Here is a 15,425-nt window from a genome sequence, read left to right as displayed (position 1 = left end):
TTGCTTTTTCGTAAGGCCAGATGCAGAAAGCTGACTGAGTTGCTTATCCAACCAAGCAATTAACTTCGGGTCTTCAACATGACTGCCTAACTCATCATCACCCGCTAAATACGCGATTGGCCACTTCGATAAATGCTTCTGCCAGCGCTTGAAGTTCGTTGGCGTCATCCAGTGTTTTTTAAGCCAGTCAACGCACCACGCTTGGCGTAAATTATCGTCTACGGCAACGGGTGAAAGCTCCACTTTTTGTGGTTCTACAGCATTGATAATCTGAAGTCCCAACTGGTGGAATGTTTTAACAGCAACGTTGTCGGCAGCCATCCCTATTTTATCATCGAGACGTTGACGCATTTCATTGGCCGCTTCTCGACCAAAGGCAAGAAGAAGCAGTTCTTCAGCTTGCGCAGAATGGCTTTGCAACAAGTAGGCTACGCGCGCCGTTAATACGCTGGTTTTACCTGAACCAGCACCAGCCAAAATGAGATTATGATCGTCATTCAACAATACCGCTTTTTGTTGCGAGTGGTTTAAAGGGGAGGACTCTAGCTGACTAAATAGTACTGACCAATTTTCCAGCTCATTGTCTAGCCAGATTTCATTTCGTGATAACAATGCCTGTTCAGAATCGATCAACCAAGGTTCCAACGCTTTAATACGAGATGGTAAGCGTTGTCCTGCGTCCTCGAGTGACATCTCTATCTTCGAAAAATCTTCATTCACTTCTTGTGCCCAAGAAGAAACTTGAGAGTGCGCCAAGAACGCAGGCTGTTTTGTGATTTGTGCAAGCTGCTGCTCCCACTTAGGGAGGAAATTATTAAGCTGTTGGCATTGTGCACTGTGCCAACGTTGATAACGGGCAATGGCGAGACGAACAAAATCGCGGCACTTAGCCCAAGGCAAGCCCTGAACGAGCCAAGAGCGTTGAACCCCCTCGGATTCATGTGCGAAAACCTGAATACTTCCCCAGAATAGCCCGCGCTTTACCACGACTTCACCATTCCAGACATGGAAAGGGATATGCTCTTCGCTAGATTGTGAAGACAAAACCAATAGCGCAGGTTGGAGTTCAATCTGGTGGTATTCGGTTTGTATCAAGTATTGAGCGGTTTTATTAGCGCATAACTGCATTTGAGAGGTCCACAATTTTAATCGCAAAAGTATATTACAGCCCTGAGGCCAATTGATAAATTAAAGTGAATTTTTAACGATTAGCCTAACACAAAGCATTCTCTTTTGTATAAGCGTCATAAGGTTAGCGTATACCGTACAAAACCTGCTACACTGCGTTTTTATACCTTTAAAAAATATCAACGTGTCACTGACCAAACAGATTCGCCTCCACTGGGCTAACAAAACGTTCAACTACAGCATTCTCATCTTAGTTACCCTACTAGGCGTTATCATTCCTGCTTGGTATTACCAGCTCAACTCTCTCATTATTCCACTTATTTTAGGCATCATTGCCGCGGCTTTAGCGGAGAACGATAACTCCTTTACTGGCCGATTGAAGTCATCCATCTTAACGTTATGCTGCTTTGCGTTTGCAGCGTTCTCTATTGAGATACTGTTTGATCAGCCAATACTTTTTGCCATTGGGCTCATCGTCTCTACATTTGGCTTTATTATGCTTGGCGCTGTTGGGCCTCGATACGCCAGCATAGCCTTCGGGTCTCTTCTTATCGCTGTTTACGCCATGTTAGGGGCTCACAACAGCACCAATATTTGGTTCCAGCCACTGCTACTGATCACCGGTGCCGCTTGGTACTATTTAATCTCGATGATTTGGCATATTTTCTGGCCAATGCAACCGGTTCAGCAAAACTTGGCGAACGTATTTCTTCAGCTAGCCAATTACTTAGAATCAAAGAGTCATTTATTCCACCCCGTTTCCAACCTGATTCCTCAGCCGCATCGAATAACCGAAGCTAAGCTCAATGCCACGACTGTCACCGCACTAAACCAATGCAAATCCACTCTTTTAGCGCGTTCTAAGAGGGGAAGAATTGGTAATCGAAACAGTCGGTTTCTCAACATCTACTTTTTAGCTCAAGATATTCATGAAAGAGTGAGTTCTAGTCACTACCGCTATCAGGAACTGGCAACCGACTTCCAACGCTCTGATATCATGTTTCGATTCAAGTACGTACTTGAAACACAGGCAAAGTCTTGTCGTGATATCGCCCAATCTATTCGGTTAGGGATCCCTTACCAACACACTCCTGAATCCACCACTGCGCTCGAAGAGTTGCAATCGTCAATGAGTTATTTGCAGAAAAATGAGGCTTCCGGCTCCCGAATATCTCTCGCTCAGTTGGGTTACCTATTTAACAATTTAGGTACGGTAGAGAAACAGCTAAACCACATTAGTTCGCCTGACGTCAGTCAACTTGAAGAAGGTGATTTGTTTGATACAGATGCGCACAGCCTTAAAACGATGTGGCTTCGAATCAAAAGCAATTTTAATAAAGACTCTCTTTTGTTCAAACACGCAGTACGCCTCTCTATCGCCTTAACCGTTGGGTATGCCTTGGTACAAGGGTTTGACCTAGAAAGAGGATATTGGATATTGCTGACGACGCTTTTTGTCTGCCAGCCAAACTACAGCGCGACCAAACAGAAATTAACTTCGAGAGTCGTTGGTACGATCTCTGGGCTGCTTATTGGCGCCCCACTACTTCTGCTCTTTCCTTCACAAGAAGGTCAGCTTGCTCTTATCGTGGTGACGGGCGTTTTGTTCTTTGCCTTTAGAATGAACAACTACAGTTTCGCGACAGGCTTTATTACGTTGTTGGTTCTATTTTGTTTTAACCAATTGGGTGAAGGCTATGCGGTTCTATTGCCGAGACTGACGGACACCTTGATCGGGTGTACCCTTGCCGTTGTCGCCGTCATGTTTATATTTCCAGACTGGCAATCGAAAAGGCTGCATAAGGTGATGTCGAGTGCCATCGAATCGAATAATCAATATCTGGGGCAGGTCATCGCTCAGTACAGAATCGGCAAGAAGGATACGCTAAATTACCGTGTTGCAAGACGCAACGCTCATGACAATGATGCCAATCTGACTTATGCCATTAGTGCAATGCTAACTGAGCCAGGGAGATACCAAACAGCCATCGATGAAAGCTTCCGGTTTTTAACACTGAACCATGCCCTACTCAGCTATATATCAGCGCTTGGCGCGCACAGAACTCGAATTGAAGAAGCCACCGTACATCAGTTAATCCTTGATTCACATAATGTAATTCATTCACACCTCAACCTGATTCATCAGCAACTTGCGAATCAAACTGAGCAGAGTAATTCAACACTGGTTGACGAATTGGACCTAGGACGTCGCTTAAACGAATGGCGAGAAGACGAGGACAAATCGGCAAGGATGGTACTTCAACAACTTCACCTCATCTATCGAATGCTGCCTGAACTGCACTCTTTAGCCAGTAAATTATCCGTTCGCTCCAAAGCGTCGGAAGAACATAATTCAAAAATCGGCGAGTAAATTGGCTCATTACAGGCTTTTGTCTAACATAACCTTTACGCTGCTCGGACAAAGCAACCTCATGGGTTTGTATGATTTGTCTTACAAATAACAGGTTCCACAGGATGTTTGGAACGGGTTAAGCCAAAGGAGGAATTGGCTAAGGCGAGAAGTGAAACTAATGACACAAACTCAATTTGAATTACTGAAAAACCAATTAACGCTCTTAACACCGCAGCAGTTAAGAACGCTTCAAGGTGAAATTCACAATAACCTAGACACGGATCAATCGAAGTTAGTTACCGATGAAGAACTTCAACTAATTTCTAGCCTTTTTTCCTAGTCACTCATCAAAGTAATACCCAGCATAGCAAGCAATAATTGCTAGCATAACTTGCAGGAATTGCAAACGACACTTAAGCTTTTAATAGCAGAGGGTGGCCTATGTCAGTTTCAAGTATTCAATCTGGTTATCAAGTAATCGAACAGTCATCCAAAATGGCTGAGCAAGCCGCGCAAGAAATTCAAGCCACACCGACCTTTTCCGTACCGCAGAAAACAGAATTAGACTTCAATAAAGTCAAATTCGAGCCACCTAAGTCAGAAGATAATGACTCTTACACCGATCCTATCATTAAGCTAAATCAGGCTCATCAATACAACAAAATCGGCACGAACATGCTACAACGAGATCAAGAGATGATCGGCACGCTGTTGGATATTCATATTTAATTACCACTTTTCGCAGTGACTTGGCTTTCAGACGTTGAGTTTATTCGCTTTAACAGTAAAATCGCTGGAAAATAATAGATTCGACTTAACTATGCCTAAATTAAACTTGCACCGCCGTGATTACGTTTCCATTCTCAACAAAGATGACGAATCAAACAAATTAGCGCAGATATTTAAGCCTAATCTAGAAAGGTCAACACTTCGACTGACTCCAAGCCCTTATCTCAACGAGAGGAACATAGAAAAGCGCTGGCAGAAGCTCGCTTCGATGACTGACAAGAGTCAGCTTTTAGATCCCACAACTGACTTACAAAAAGACGCCTACTCCAAAAACATAGAGCACTTTATCGGTACGGTGAAAGTGCCCGTGGGTATAGCAGGCCCCCTGCGCATTAACGGTCTTTTTGCTAAAGATGACTTTTTGATCCCCCTCGCGACGACAGAAGCGGCCTTAGTTGCTTCCTATAACCGTGGCGCTCAGCTTATCACCGCTGCAGGCGGCGCAAGCGCTATGCTTCTAAACGAAGGTGTCACACGTACGCCTGGGTTCGCCTTTTATAGCCTTAAAGAAGCGGGAGAGTTTGTCGGTTGGATTGTGACCCAGTACGACACTTTTAAAGAGATCGCAGAAAGCACAACCTCTCACGGAAAGCTTACAGACATCAATGTCAATATTGAAGGCAACCACGTTTATCTCGTATTTGAATTTCTAACTGGTGATGCATCAGGACAGAACATGGTGACCATTGCAACGAACGCGGTGTTTGAGTACATAATGTCCTCCACCCCCGTTGATCCTGAATATGCATTTTTAGACGGAAACCTATCTGGTGACAAAAAACCCAACGCGCACTCGTTACGCAGCGTTCGAGGCAAAAAAGTCACTGCTGAAGTGCATCTTTCACGTGAATTAATCGCTAAATTCCTTCACACAACGCCTGAAAAAATGATGCAGTTCGGGCAAATGACAACGGTAGGAGGAGCGCTTAGTGGCACAATTGGTATCAACGCCCACTACGCAAATGCGCTTGCCGCCCTCTACATTGCCTGCGGACAAGATGCCGCTTGTGTGGGTGAATCAGCCGTGGGCATGACTCGTATGGAGCTTGATAAACATGGAGGCCTGTACGCCAGTGTTACATTGCCAAATATCATGGTCGGCACCGTGGGTGGAGGTACAGGGTTACCGAGTCAAAAAGCGTGTTTGGATATCTTAGGCTTACACGGTGCAGGTAAATCTCAAGCATTAGCGGAAGTAGCGGCCGTATTGTGCCTGGCTGGTGAACTGTCTATCGTCGGAGCATTCTGTGCTGGGCATTTCTCTCGTGCTCATCACAAGTTAGCACGCTGACGCAGTAGTTAACTCGGATTGTGCTCTTGCGCTTGAATTGGAGCTGGCCCACACGATGACCGGCTGAAGAGTAAACACTACAATCGCGAATCTGTTAGCTTTGTCCCGATTATTCTGACAGCTCTTACATTTTCCAACCAGTTGATAATATGCGGTGTATAATTTACTCATTGAATGTCGACATTTTTCTCATATGAAGCCTACTTCTAACACGATTGATGATCTTTACCCAGTACTTACCCCTGGGCTAAAACTGTCTGCCGAAATTATTTTCGGGCCAAATGATAGCTATACATTCCCCACTCAACTGATCGGACACAAAGACGATCAATACATAATTGTCGACCTTTCTCTCAAGGCAAAAGAAGCACTATTAATGAGGAAAACCGATAACGTCTCCATTATTATTCGTGGCATATGCAATACAAAACTTGGTCATGTCATTGCGTTCAAGACCCGAATCATCAGTAAAGTTTCTAACCCCGTCAGCGTTCTGTTTTTGAAAGCACCACAGCATTTCATATCCAAACCTGCGAGGACACACGAGCGCTTTTCCTTTGATATACCAGCCACGATCGTTGAGGGAACCAAGTCCTATGATGCCCACCTTATCGACTTTTCAGTTTCAGGATGCGCACTGTTTATTGCTGGGGAAAATGAGCTAGAAAAAAGCAGCGTTATTGACGTTGAGTCAGAAATAACCGCCTTGTTGGACGACGGCGTCAAATACAATATTGCGAACATCAAAAAACAGAAAGATGGACACAAAATTGGAATCAAGTTCAACAACAATATTGAAATGACGGACGAAATCAAACATAAGGTGTTGGAGCTGGCCGTACAAACCAGTGCCTTGTAGGGAACACGAGAGAGCGTACAAATTGTTCTATTTCATGGAAATAAATTCACTTTTCAAATACTGAAACGCTTGAAACAATTCATTTTCTTTCAAGGGCTTAATGATTATATAGTTTGCACCAACATCTAAAAACTCTTGTTTCGTTTCCGCCATACCATCCGCAGTACAAGCAAATATTGGCACGTTACTTTTTAACTCATCGCGAATAATTCTAGTGACTTCAACACCTCCGATATTCGGCAATTGATTGTCCATTAAGATAAGGTCGTAGATATTTTTCTGAACCAACTCAATCGCTTCTTGGCCGTCTTCTACCCAGGAAATCTGCATTCCATACTTCTCGCAAAAAGCCCGAGCGATAAACGCGTTAGTATGATTATCCTCAACCAAAAGGACATTGAGTGTCGTATCAAACAATTCTTGCGGTTTGCTCTCAACTGGAAGTAACGGTGCAATCGCTGTTTCTTTGATGCATTTAATGGGGATATCAACCTTGAAAGTCGTTCCGCTACCCACTTCGCTCTTAATGTCATATTGCCCCTCAAGTAGCTCAACAAGAATTTTGATAATGGTTAGCCCTAAGCCACTGCCCCCCGAGTCTGGCACAGAGTGTTCACTCACCTGAACGAATGGCTCAAAAATTTTGTCGATGAATCGCGCTTCAATACCAATCCCAGTATCTTCCACAAGAATATGAAGACTAGAATCGTCACCTTTATTGGTGTGTGTGATAGAAACGGCTAATCGCCCTTTATGCGTAAACTTAATGCCGTTACTCACTAAGTTGAACAAAATCTGAGTTAAACGAACTTTATCCGTTGCTATGACAGCGCCTTCTTCAAAGTCGGTTGTACAAACAAACTCAATGCCCTTGTCATGACACAGTGGGGCAAATATTTTATCCACGGTTTGATACGTTTCTATCGGTTTGAACTCCGAGGTCTGAAGTGAGTAAGCGCCTTGCTCCAACTTAGAAAAGTCTAAAATATCATTGAGTACCACCAAGAGGTGTTCACCACTGTTGCACAGAACATTGACATACTCGAGCATCGTTGAATCGACGGAAGAGGCTCTTAACATTTGTGAGACACCCAATATTCCATTAAGCGGCGTTCTTAACTCATGGCTCATTTTAGCTAGAAAGTCAGCCCTAATTCTTGCCAACTCTTCCGCTTCTATTCGAGCCCGTTCACTTTGTTTTTCCGCTTGTATCAAGCTTGTGATGTCTTGGCTTTGTGCAATGACCAAGTGCACTTCGTCATCGACGATGATTGGCGACAAGTTCCATCGAAATACCTTGTCAGCAATGGGAATGTTAACACCAGTCAACGTTGCACCCGTTGCGGCCATCTTAATCTGAGGCAACAAGTTATCGACCAGAAGTTGATAGGTTTCATCGTTAACTCTGTTTGAGTTAAAGTATTTCTGACCAGCAGGGTTAATTTTAACGACTCGCCCTTCAACATCCCAAAATAAGATCGGGGATAACGAGAAATTGAATAAGTCTTCAAACAACTTCTCTTGTTCAATAAGCCGTTTGAATGAATCTTCCAACGTATGACCAATCTGATCAAACTCTTTAACCGGACTTCCATTAAATTTAGTAATGCTACGCAAATCCACGGCATCGGCAGTGTATTGAGTCAACACATCCAATTCTGACGACACTCGACGATTAACCCAGTACCAAGTCATAGCACCAAGAACAAACATGAAAAGAAGCAAGACCCCACCCCAGAAATTATAGTGGTGACTAAATTCTATAGGGGATTGATTGCGCTGAACGGTATAGATGAAAATAGGCGTTGGAGCGCTACTCACTTCAAGTGGTGTCTGGACAATAATGTATTGGCCCACTTCATTTGTAGAGTCATATTCATCCAAGACGTCTTTGTCGGTATACGAATCCGTGGAATGCCTAATCGTTGATGCGATCACTTCACCATCAATGACCATCACAACATTTTCTGAGTTGCTGTCTATTTTTAGAGAGTTCATTACGGAGTAATTCTTATTGAGTACCACTCCGATGTGATACATCGCCAATACTTCACCTGTTTCAGAATTCACTATCGGTGTTCGTCTCAGTAATAGATGCTGAGTACCAAGTAAGGAAGAGATTTTGACAAGGTGCCAACTCTTGCTTGCATTGAGTTGCAAGCTAACCATATTTAGAGGGTTCTCTTCTATGCCAAAAAATGTATAGCTTTCATCGCCCCAAAACATCCCGTCAGAAGTCGTGATATAACGAAAATCGGGTATTAAATGCGGGTTTACCTCATCGACAACAGCAAAGAACTGATCTAAGGGTCGAGGAGTTTCATTGCTCAGAGCTTTTACTAATGAATCGTTGCGACTATAGCTGTCTTGCTGAGTTCTCAGTGAGGTAAGCTCTAAATTAAACAAAGCTTGAACTAAGCTATTTGTTTGTACTCTTGTTCGTTCAATTTCCTTATCGACAGCGCGTGAGGTCGCTTGAAAATTGAGAAACAGCACCATGAGAGTAACCGCACCCATTACAGTAAAAACGGTACGTGTTATGAGTGTTGCTAAGTTTAACGATTTCTTCCGTGTAAAAAATCCAAATACCATTATAAATCCGAGTACCTAAAAGCGTATCGCTTAAGCGCGTCGATTTTCTCTTTCGAATCTTCTGAAGTAACCACTTCAAATTCACCAGAATAAACAATCGGAACGTCTTTGCCTTCTAAATCCATTTTGATTCCTTCAGCCATCGCAATTCCGGTGTCATCGTTCATTCTCATTACAGTCACATCAAGATCGCCAGCCTGAATGGCATCCAGTTCGGCACTGCCGCCTCCCCAACCATTGAGTACAATGTCTTTTCTATTGAGTTCTTTTAATGCTTCAGAAGCCCCTAAAGCGACATCGGTTGAGCATGCATAAATAAAAGCGATATCTTCTTGATTCTCTATCGCCCTTTTGGCTGATAGATAGCCTGTTTCTTTGTTTGCCTTGGTATAAAACGATGAAGAGAGCACATAATTTCCATGATGGGACATGCCTTTGATAAACGTGTCTCCTCTGGCATCACTAATGTAGCCTTTTGAGTAATAAAGCATGGAGTAAGCACTTTTATCAGAAATATTCTCTTTAAAATACGCTTCGAGTAACTGAGCGCCTCTTACATGGTCAAATCCAACATACATAAAAGGCTGGCGTTGGTCCCATGAACGAACAGGCGTCGTGATATTTTGTAAAATCAACTTGGTGTCATTAGAGCCAAGAACGTGCTCAATGAATTTTCGATGCCGTGTGGTATAAAGTGTGAAAACCAAATAATCTGATTTATTTTTAAGCGCTTGCATCAGCGAATGATTTTGCTGCCGAACATCACTATTGATCCCAGTAAAGACTCGATTCAATGTGTAATCTATGCCCAGCTCATTCATTCGTAATTCAAAGGCCTTAATATTACGAACCCAATAATCCGATATTTGCTCTCCAGGAGAAACAATCGATATGGTTACGGGCTCATCCTGTTTTACTTTGAGTTTGCTCGGCGCTTCGCGAACGGATCTCTTCAATATATTGGTCAATTCAGCTTGCTTAGGGTGTGCTTCTAGGTACTCAAAATAACCCCAATAATCTGACAGCTCTTGGGTTGTATGAGCGTGCACTAGAAAAGTAGGCAACGAGCAAAAAATCAAAATGAATGTGTGTAAACGCACAATACTCTTATATCTCAACAATGAAATCATCTTCTGCTCGTTACTATATTCGCTCTTACTAGTTAAAGTAAGAGCACTAAGTTATTAATCATTAAAATTGCCACTCATTACTAAAACGTGAATGCCAGGTTGGCTGACAAACCAAACTGATTATCACCGGCATAATTACCCGCAAAATCCAAACTGACCAAGTCTCCAGGGCTGATTCCTACGCCAGCAGTAAGGGAGTCATCCAAAGTATCCTCTAGGTCAAACTGGTAGCCCGCTCTGAGCTGAACCCAATCAAATGCATTACCTTCTACCCCAAAACGTAGAAATTGAGTATCGTCAGCGTAACCACTAAAGCGGGATTGGTCGGTTAAATCCCAATCGACCGTCGCGACAAAATAGTCCATGGTGTAAGCTCCAGAGACCGTCACCTGCGTATCTAGCTTGTATTGATTCGAACCATTTACAGCAACAACAGTATCGATGGATTGGGATATCAAATCTTTAACAGCAATCGCCGCACGAAATTGCTGATAGAGCCAAACAGCCCCAAGGTCTAAATTAAACGCCGTTTTTGATGTTTCACTCTGATCATAATCGCTGATATCGAAGTCTTCGACAGACACGACTTGCTTGTATGTCTTCATGTCTTGAAACTTAGGCGTGACACCTAGTGCAAAGTCTTGCCCACCAAATGAAAAACGCTTAGCCAGTGCAACACCAAACTCACTGTAACCAAATGCGATCATATCTACGGTCGAGGTTTGGTAACGAGCTGGAATACCTGCCGATTCAGGTTGAATATCGGGAAAAGCCAGAACTTCAGCGTAACCTCTAATAAAGACGTTCATAGAAAGAACATTTAAAGGGATTGCGACAGCCGCGCCAGCCCCACCACTTGCAACGACGGGTTTGTTTCCTTCTAACGCATTTAACTGACGGTTCAGATCATCAACAAGCGTTGGATCTGTAGAATTCGCTTCATATCGTTTAATGGTATCTTGCAGGTCATCAATTGAATCGATAGTTTTATCTGTGTCTCGAACGTTAGCGCCAATGGCAGGGAACAAAATCCCTACCGTATCGCTGTCTCGATACACAGCTACGAGAGCCGGGTTATAGAAAGGGGCCAACAAGTAGTCTGCGGTGCTCACCCCAGTGTTCCCCATCGCATTTCCTCGGGCATCTGCTATGCCGGAGGCCGCAAAGGGCTGTGTAGTAAAAAATAATAAGCCGGATGCCACTGATAGTTTTATTAGTTGTTTCATTTCCTTACCAACCTTTTTTGTGTTCCCACAATAAGGTTAATACATGTTTACAACTTACACCGTTTTTTTACAAATTGAAGAGACTAAAGCTTGCTGAAGAGTGACTTTTCCCAAAGCCAGCGCTTCTTTTTTGGCCTTCGTTAAACGCTTTACCTGATACTCAATTTTGGACGCTTCGCTACGATTGCTCCCAGCGGGCTCACTCCACTCCAAAACTAAAGGGGCTTTACCTTTGAGCGCTTTTGCGCCTTTTCCGCTGCAGTGCTGCTTGAACCTTCGAGTTACGTCTGTCGTAATGCCACAATACAGTGCATTACTCGGGGTCCTAACAAAATAGATAAACCAGTTAGAACTCCCCTTTTGTTCCGATAACACTGCAGCCAAGCTATCGCTCACTAGCTTGTTAAGCTTTCAATGAGTGCTTTTAGTTCTGCCAATTCGTTCTTTTGTTGATCGAGTTCTTCTCGTAGCTGAGCAACTTCCGATTCAAGAGAGTCGACTCGAGTGCTTCCCGCTGACACAGAAGGTATTGCAGCGGCAAGAGCTTCAATATCCACTTCGCCACTAAAGAGATGTTGGTAACGTGATTCACGCTTCCCTGCTTCTCTAGGCAGTTTCACAACCAAAGCGCCAGCTTCTCTTTGACTCATAGCATCAAGCAATGCTTCTACCTCTTTCACATCTACAAACTGACATAGGCGATTTGTTCTTGTTCTCAATTCGCCCGGTGTTTGAGCGCCACGAAGCAATAGACAACAAACAATGCCTCTTTCTTGTTCTGTAAACTTAAGATCGCCGAACTCAGTATTGCAAAAGCGATGGCTGTACTTACTCGTGCGGCTATTGAAAGCACTTTCATCACTGACTAGCCTTTTAGATATCAAACCTGCAAGCACATCCTGTACTTCCGCATCACTGATGGCCATCACTGGATCGCGGTTACTTTTCTGATTACACGCCGTCGTTAAACTGTTTAGAGTCAGTGGATAGTAATCAGGCGTCGTCACTTCTTTTTCAATAAGGCAGCCAATTATACGCGCTTCAATAGGGCTTAATTCTATCGTCATTGTGATTATCCTTTTGGGTTTCAGTGCTAACGGACTTCATGCTTGGGTAAGAAAGTCTACACAATTAATGCTCTGACATTAGAGGTACAATTCTCATATTGCCATTTTTATCAATCATAAAAATACGAGAGCGATTAAGCTCAACTTCCGTAACCTCTAGCTGGTTTTTTTCAGATTGATAAGCCTTTCGTAACTTCATTGAGGCATTCGCTTGGGTAACAGATTCGTTCGTTTCATCCGAAACGACCACATTGACATCTGTATCAGCTTGCAGCTCAACTGGCACAATAATTTCAGAACGGTTCATTTGTGTAACTTTCTCTTCATAATTCTCGCCCTAATATAGCGGGTCAGGTTAAGAAAACAATGTGTTCAAGATAGGTTGACTAATAATTGGACAACTTATTGTCGGTATTGATCTAAAGACTGTTATGTCTTTCACTGTTGTGCTTTAATCGGTCGTAGTTAACGTTAATTATTAGGAAATGGAACCTATGAGTAGTGTATTAGAAATCGTAAGCCAAGCACGTCGTAAGAATAAACTGAAACGTGAACTTGTAGATAATGAAAAGAAAGTTCGTGATAACCGTAAACGTGTTGATCTTCTAGAAAACCTACTGGACTACATTCATTCTGGTATGAGCCATGATGAAATTGTTGCTATCGTTAAAAACATGAAAGCAGATTACGAAGACCGTGTAGACGATCACATCATCAAAAGTGCAGAAATTTCGAAAGCACGTCGTGATATTAGCCGCCGTATCCGCGAGCTAACAGAAGAAGACAAACAAACAAACCAAGTAAAAAAATAGACTCTACAATAGAGTTAACCGCTAGGCGATAGGGTCTATGTGTCTGAATAGCCATAGAGAATGCGCTACCCGACGCACTTCCAGTTGCAGAGTTAGAAAACAAAAATCCGAGCCATATTGCTCGGATTTTTAGTTTCTATAGAAGGCGCGGTTTGATTCTTAGATTAAAGAAGTTCCTTCGCAACTAGGTGAAGTAAGTACGTCTCTCGTTCGATACTCATCCCCTTCTTGTCGCTTTCCGCCATCGTTTTTTCATTATGGGCGATAGCTTCATGAATATTAATCCATACCGCTTTCATGCCATTTTTTACTTCGTAGTCTTCATAATTCGTTTCCCCTAACACTCTATCGATTTTGCAGGTGTAGCAATAGGAGATCATGTGCATGACATTGGCATTGTTTTTGTACCATGGCCTAAATTCTTCGACAATCCCGAAGGGCTTTATCCCACGAATATTCTGAGCACCCGTCTCTTCTTCAAGCTCTCGAACCATGCCAGCAATAATGTCTTCGCCCTCATCTATACCGCCTCCTGGAATGGTATAATCATGATACCTTTCGGTGTAAAGCAATAAGATGTCTTCCCCACTAACGACGATAGATCTTGCGGCATTTCTCTTGTAGATACTTTGGTCATCCAGGTGCTCAATACTGGGATGAACCATTGTGGTTAGGTGTCTCATAAAATAGGTCTTAATGGATTATTTAGGCGGATACTATCATAGTCAGCGGTTATTCGTTTCACTCAGGCGTTCTTGTTTCATTCCTAACCGCTTCATCAAGCTGGAACAAGGTCTCAGCAGCTTCCATATATTCAGCGTATTCAGCAAACAACAGACGGTTTTCCTGAGTCATTTGAGAGAGCTCTTCACAGCGCATCAACTTCCAGTACAGAGGGCTAGTGTGCAGCATTGAGAGCAATGGTTTAAACACCACTTTTTCATACACTAAGAACAGTGCTTCCAATATTTCTTCACGAACCGCTTCTGAACTGATTGATTCTTCAGCCAAAGTACGTGCTTGTATGTACATCTCGTTTTTATTTAGGTTATCCAAAACAGATTGATTGTCTTTCGCGAGCTCGGTTAGTTCTGTGCGTATTAGTTTTAACCAGTTTTCTTGGCTGAGATCTTCGCTGACCAAATTGTCAAAATCCTGTTTGATCTTTCTCTCAACGGACTTCTGGCTGTTAATTAGCGCTTTTCTTACTCTCTGAAAAGGCAACTGATATTCTTTACTGAGCTCAATAATAAGAGTGTGAAAACCATTATTTGGGAGGTGTAAATTGTTCTTAAACATAGCAAGAGCGTTCTCTTGCTGAAGACTAAACGGACTCATTAATTTCTTCTTTTCTAACTTGGTTTAGTAGCCGATGTTCTTTCCATTTTAAGGTATGAGATAACGAGAATCCATCAAAGATGGAACAATATGAAAACAAGCGTCACTCAATGCAACTTGCTGTGTTATGATCTTGTTACCTCAAGCAATTTTTCAAATACATGCATCCAACACAACTATTGTTCAATCTCTGTACTCATGCCTTGTTGCATCTTGAGTTCAAAAAACTCGCTCGTAACCTTAATACCAATGAGAAAAATCAGCTATTAATTCAATTTATCAAGCCTTACGTTAAAAACACACGATATCGTGCAGTTAAGAAATCGGCGAAACAATGGTTACTTGTTGGTCGCCGTGAAAACAGCAACTTTGAGGCGATGTTAGAACAAGAACATGCTCGATTAATGGATGCTTGTTCAACTGATTTATTCCAATTCGTTAACCTGATTTCGCATATCGAATCCGCTCTTAAAACCAAAGTTCAACACTCGCTGGCCAAAGACATCGACTTAGAGGCTCGTTTCGGTAAAGTTCTCATCTGTGTGGTCGACGAAAGCCTTAATGCGTGTTTTGACGAAGATGGTCACATGACGCAGTCCACACAGCTATTGTTTGTAGGAGAAACCGGATTGAAGGACCAGTTCTCTGACATCGTAGACCAAAATAACCATTTTCAAGCGATCATAGCGTACGAAGATGAATGCCACTTGCGCATAGAAATGCTGAGACTTTAATGACCGCTCACAAATAGCTCCCCTTTCCTTTGGCAACGATATGCGCTTATTCTAAATATTAATGATAAAATTATTAATATTACAAAAATGCATATGATAGTGATTA

At 42.7% G+C, this 15,425-nt stretch carries 16 protein-coding genes; 7 read left to right on the top strand and 9 right to left on the bottom strand.

Features of this window, described 5'->3' with window-relative positions:
* The coding region (locus BCU12_RS06495; protein WP_157939859.1) for a UvrD-helicase domain-containing protein at positions 1-1,128 on the bottom strand (1,128 nt) is incomplete at its 3' end.
* A 184-nt stretch (positions 1,129-1,312) separates the two neighbouring features.
* Between BCU12_RS06495 and yccS the strand changes: the two genes are divergently transcribed.
* The 5 genes from yccS to BCU12_RS06475 all read left to right on the top strand — a co-directional run bounded on the left by yccS (position 1,313) and on the right by BCU12_RS06475 (position 6,420).
* The gene (gene yccS / locus BCU12_RS06490; RefSeq protein WP_102403538.1) at positions 1,313-3,499 is read left to right on the top strand and encodes a YccS family putative transporter; all 2,187 of its coding nucleotides are present in this window, start codon (positions 1,313-1,315) and stop codon (positions 3,497-3,499) included.
* 160 nt (positions 3,500-3,659) lie between these two features.
* A complete protein-coding gene (locus BCU12_RS23435) occupies positions 3,660-3,821 on the top strand; it encodes a hypothetical protein (protein ID WP_198599267.1) in 162 nt (53 codons plus the stop codon).
* Positions 3,822-3,922: 101 nt separating this feature from the next.
* Positions 3,923-4,210, top strand: coding sequence for a hypothetical protein (locus BCU12_RS06485; RefSeq protein ID WP_102403537.1), 288 nt, complete (start codon positions 3,923-3,925; stop codon positions 4,208-4,210).
* Between the two features lie 91 nt (positions 4,211-4,301).
* Complete coding sequence (locus BCU12_RS06480) at positions 4,302-5,561, top strand: hydroxymethylglutaryl-CoA reductase (RefSeq protein WP_102403536.1); 1,260 nt, start codon at positions 4,302-4,304, stop codon at positions 5,559-5,561.
* 193 nt (positions 5,562-5,754) lie between these two features.
* Positions 5,755-6,420 (top strand): flagellar brake protein, encoded by a 666-nt coding sequence (locus BCU12_RS06475; protein ID WP_102403535.1) that lies wholly within the window; start codon positions 5,755-5,757, stop codon positions 6,418-6,420.
* A 27-nt stretch (positions 6,421-6,447) separates the two neighbouring features.
* On the opposite strand, the gene BCU12_RS06470 is transcribed toward BCU12_RS06475, so the two are convergent.
* The 6 genes from BCU12_RS06470 to BCU12_RS06445 form a co-directional block, all read right to left on the bottom strand.
* Positions 6,448-9,012, bottom strand: coding sequence for a LuxQ periplasmic sensor domain-containing protein (locus BCU12_RS06470; protein ID WP_102403534.1), 2,565 nt, complete (start codon positions 9,010-9,012; stop codon positions 6,448-6,450).
* Positions 9,012-10,142, bottom strand: coding sequence for a substrate-binding domain-containing protein (locus BCU12_RS06465; RefSeq protein WP_102403533.1), 1,131 nt, complete (start codon positions 10,140-10,142; stop codon positions 9,012-9,014). Before BCU12_RS06465 ends, BCU12_RS06470 begins: the two co-directional genes overlap by 1 nt.
* A gap of 80 nt (positions 10,143-10,222) precedes the next feature.
* Positions 10,223-11,368, bottom strand: coding sequence for a conjugal transfer protein TraF (gene traF, locus BCU12_RS06460; protein ID WP_102403532.1), 1,146 nt, complete (start codon positions 11,366-11,368; stop codon positions 10,223-10,225).
* 54 nt (positions 11,369-11,422) lie between these two features.
* Entirely contained in the window at positions 11,423-11,752 is a 330-nt protein-coding gene (locus tag BCU12_RS06455; RefSeq protein WP_241909758.1) for a GIY-YIG nuclease family protein, read from the bottom strand.
* An 11-nt stretch (positions 11,753-11,763) separates the two neighbouring features.
* Positions 11,764-12,435 (bottom strand): YceH family protein, encoded by a 672-nt coding sequence (locus tag BCU12_RS06450; RefSeq protein ID WP_102403531.1) that lies wholly within the window; start codon positions 12,433-12,435, stop codon positions 11,764-11,766.
* 64 nt (positions 12,436-12,499) lie between these two features.
* Entirely contained in the window at positions 12,500-12,742 is a 243-nt protein-coding gene (locus tag BCU12_RS06445; protein WP_102403530.1) for a hypothetical protein, read from the bottom strand.
* A 187-nt stretch (positions 12,743-12,929) separates the two neighbouring features.
* Between BCU12_RS06445 and BCU12_RS06440 the strand changes: the two genes are divergently transcribed.
* A complete protein-coding gene (locus BCU12_RS06440; RefSeq protein ID WP_102403529.1) occupies positions 12,930-13,247 on the top strand; it encodes a DUF496 family protein in 318 nt (105 codons plus the stop codon).
* A 164-nt stretch (positions 13,248-13,411) separates the two neighbouring features.
* Here the strand turns inward: BCU12_RS06440 and BCU12_RS06435 are convergent, their stop codons facing one another.
* A complete protein-coding gene (locus BCU12_RS06435) occupies positions 13,412-13,930 on the bottom strand; it encodes an NUDIX hydrolase (protein ID WP_102403528.1) in 519 nt (172 codons plus the stop codon).
* A gap of 58 nt (positions 13,931-13,988) precedes the next feature.
* Positions 13,989-14,585 (bottom strand): hypothetical protein, encoded by a 597-nt coding sequence (locus BCU12_RS06430; RefSeq protein ID WP_102403527.1) that lies wholly within the window; start codon positions 14,583-14,585, stop codon positions 13,989-13,991.
* A 161-nt stretch (positions 14,586-14,746) separates the two neighbouring features.
* Here BCU12_RS06430 and BCU12_RS06425 point away from each other — a divergent pair, with 161 nt between their 5' ends.
* Positions 14,747-15,319, top strand: coding sequence for a DUF2913 family protein (locus BCU12_RS06425; RefSeq protein WP_102403526.1), 573 nt, complete (start codon positions 14,747-14,749; stop codon positions 15,317-15,319).
* Positions 15,320-15,425 lie beyond the last annotated feature (106 nt).

It is taken from the genome of Vibrio sp. 10N.261.55.A7 (assembly GCF_002877365.1).
Taxonomy (GTDB): domain Bacteria; phylum Pseudomonadota; class Gammaproteobacteria; order Enterobacterales; family Vibrionaceae; genus Vibrio.
This window is presented reverse-complemented; position numbering and strand designations above follow the sequence as displayed.

Bases quoted from the DNA above. Each gene is read 5' to 3' on its own strand.
- BCU12_RS06470 (WP_102403534.1), bottom strand. From the start codon at position 9,012: ATGGTATTTGGATTTTTTACACGGAAGAAATCGTTAAACTTAGCAACA.
- BCU12_RS06485 (WP_102403537.1), top strand. From the start codon at position 3,923: ATGTCAGTTTCAAGTATTCAATCTGGTTATCAAGTAATCGAACAGTCA.
- BCU12_RS06435 (WP_102403528.1), bottom strand. From the start codon at position 13,930: ATGAGACACCTAACCACAATGGTTCATCCCAGTATTGAGCACCTGGAT.
- BCU12_RS06445 (WP_102403530.1), bottom strand. From the start codon at position 12,742: ATGAACCGTTCTGAAATTATTGTGCCAGTTGAGCTGCAAGCTGATACA.
- BCU12_RS06450 (WP_102403531.1), bottom strand. From the start codon at position 12,435: ATGACGATAGAATTAAGCCCTATTGAAGCGCGTATAATTGGCTGCCTT.
- BCU12_RS06475 (WP_102403535.1), top strand. From the start codon at position 5,755: ATGAAGCCTACTTCTAACACGATTGATGATCTTTACCCAGTACTTACC.
- traF (WP_102403532.1), bottom strand. From the start codon at position 11,368: ATGAAACAACTAATAAAACTATCAGTGGCATCCGGCTTATTATTTTTT.
- BCU12_RS06430 (WP_102403527.1), bottom strand. From the start codon at position 14,585: ATGAGTCCGTTTAGTCTTCAGCAAGAGAACGCTCTTGCTATGTTTAAG.
- BCU12_RS06465 (WP_102403533.1), bottom strand. From the start codon at position 10,142: ATGATTTCATTGTTGAGATATAAGAGTATTGTGCGTTTACACACATTC.
- BCU12_RS06440 (WP_102403529.1), top strand. From the start codon at position 12,930: ATGAGTAGTGTATTAGAAATCGTAAGCCAAGCACGTCGTAAGAATAAA.
- BCU12_RS06425 (WP_102403526.1), top strand. From the start codon at position 14,747: ATGCATCCAACACAACTATTGTTCAATCTCTGTACTCATGCCTTGTTG.
- BCU12_RS23435 (WP_198599267.1), top strand. From the start codon at position 3,660: ATGACACAAACTCAATTTGAATTACTGAAAAACCAATTAACGCTCTTA.
- BCU12_RS06480 (WP_102403536.1), top strand. From the start codon at position 4,302: ATGCCTAAATTAAACTTGCACCGCCGTGATTACGTTTCCATTCTCAAC.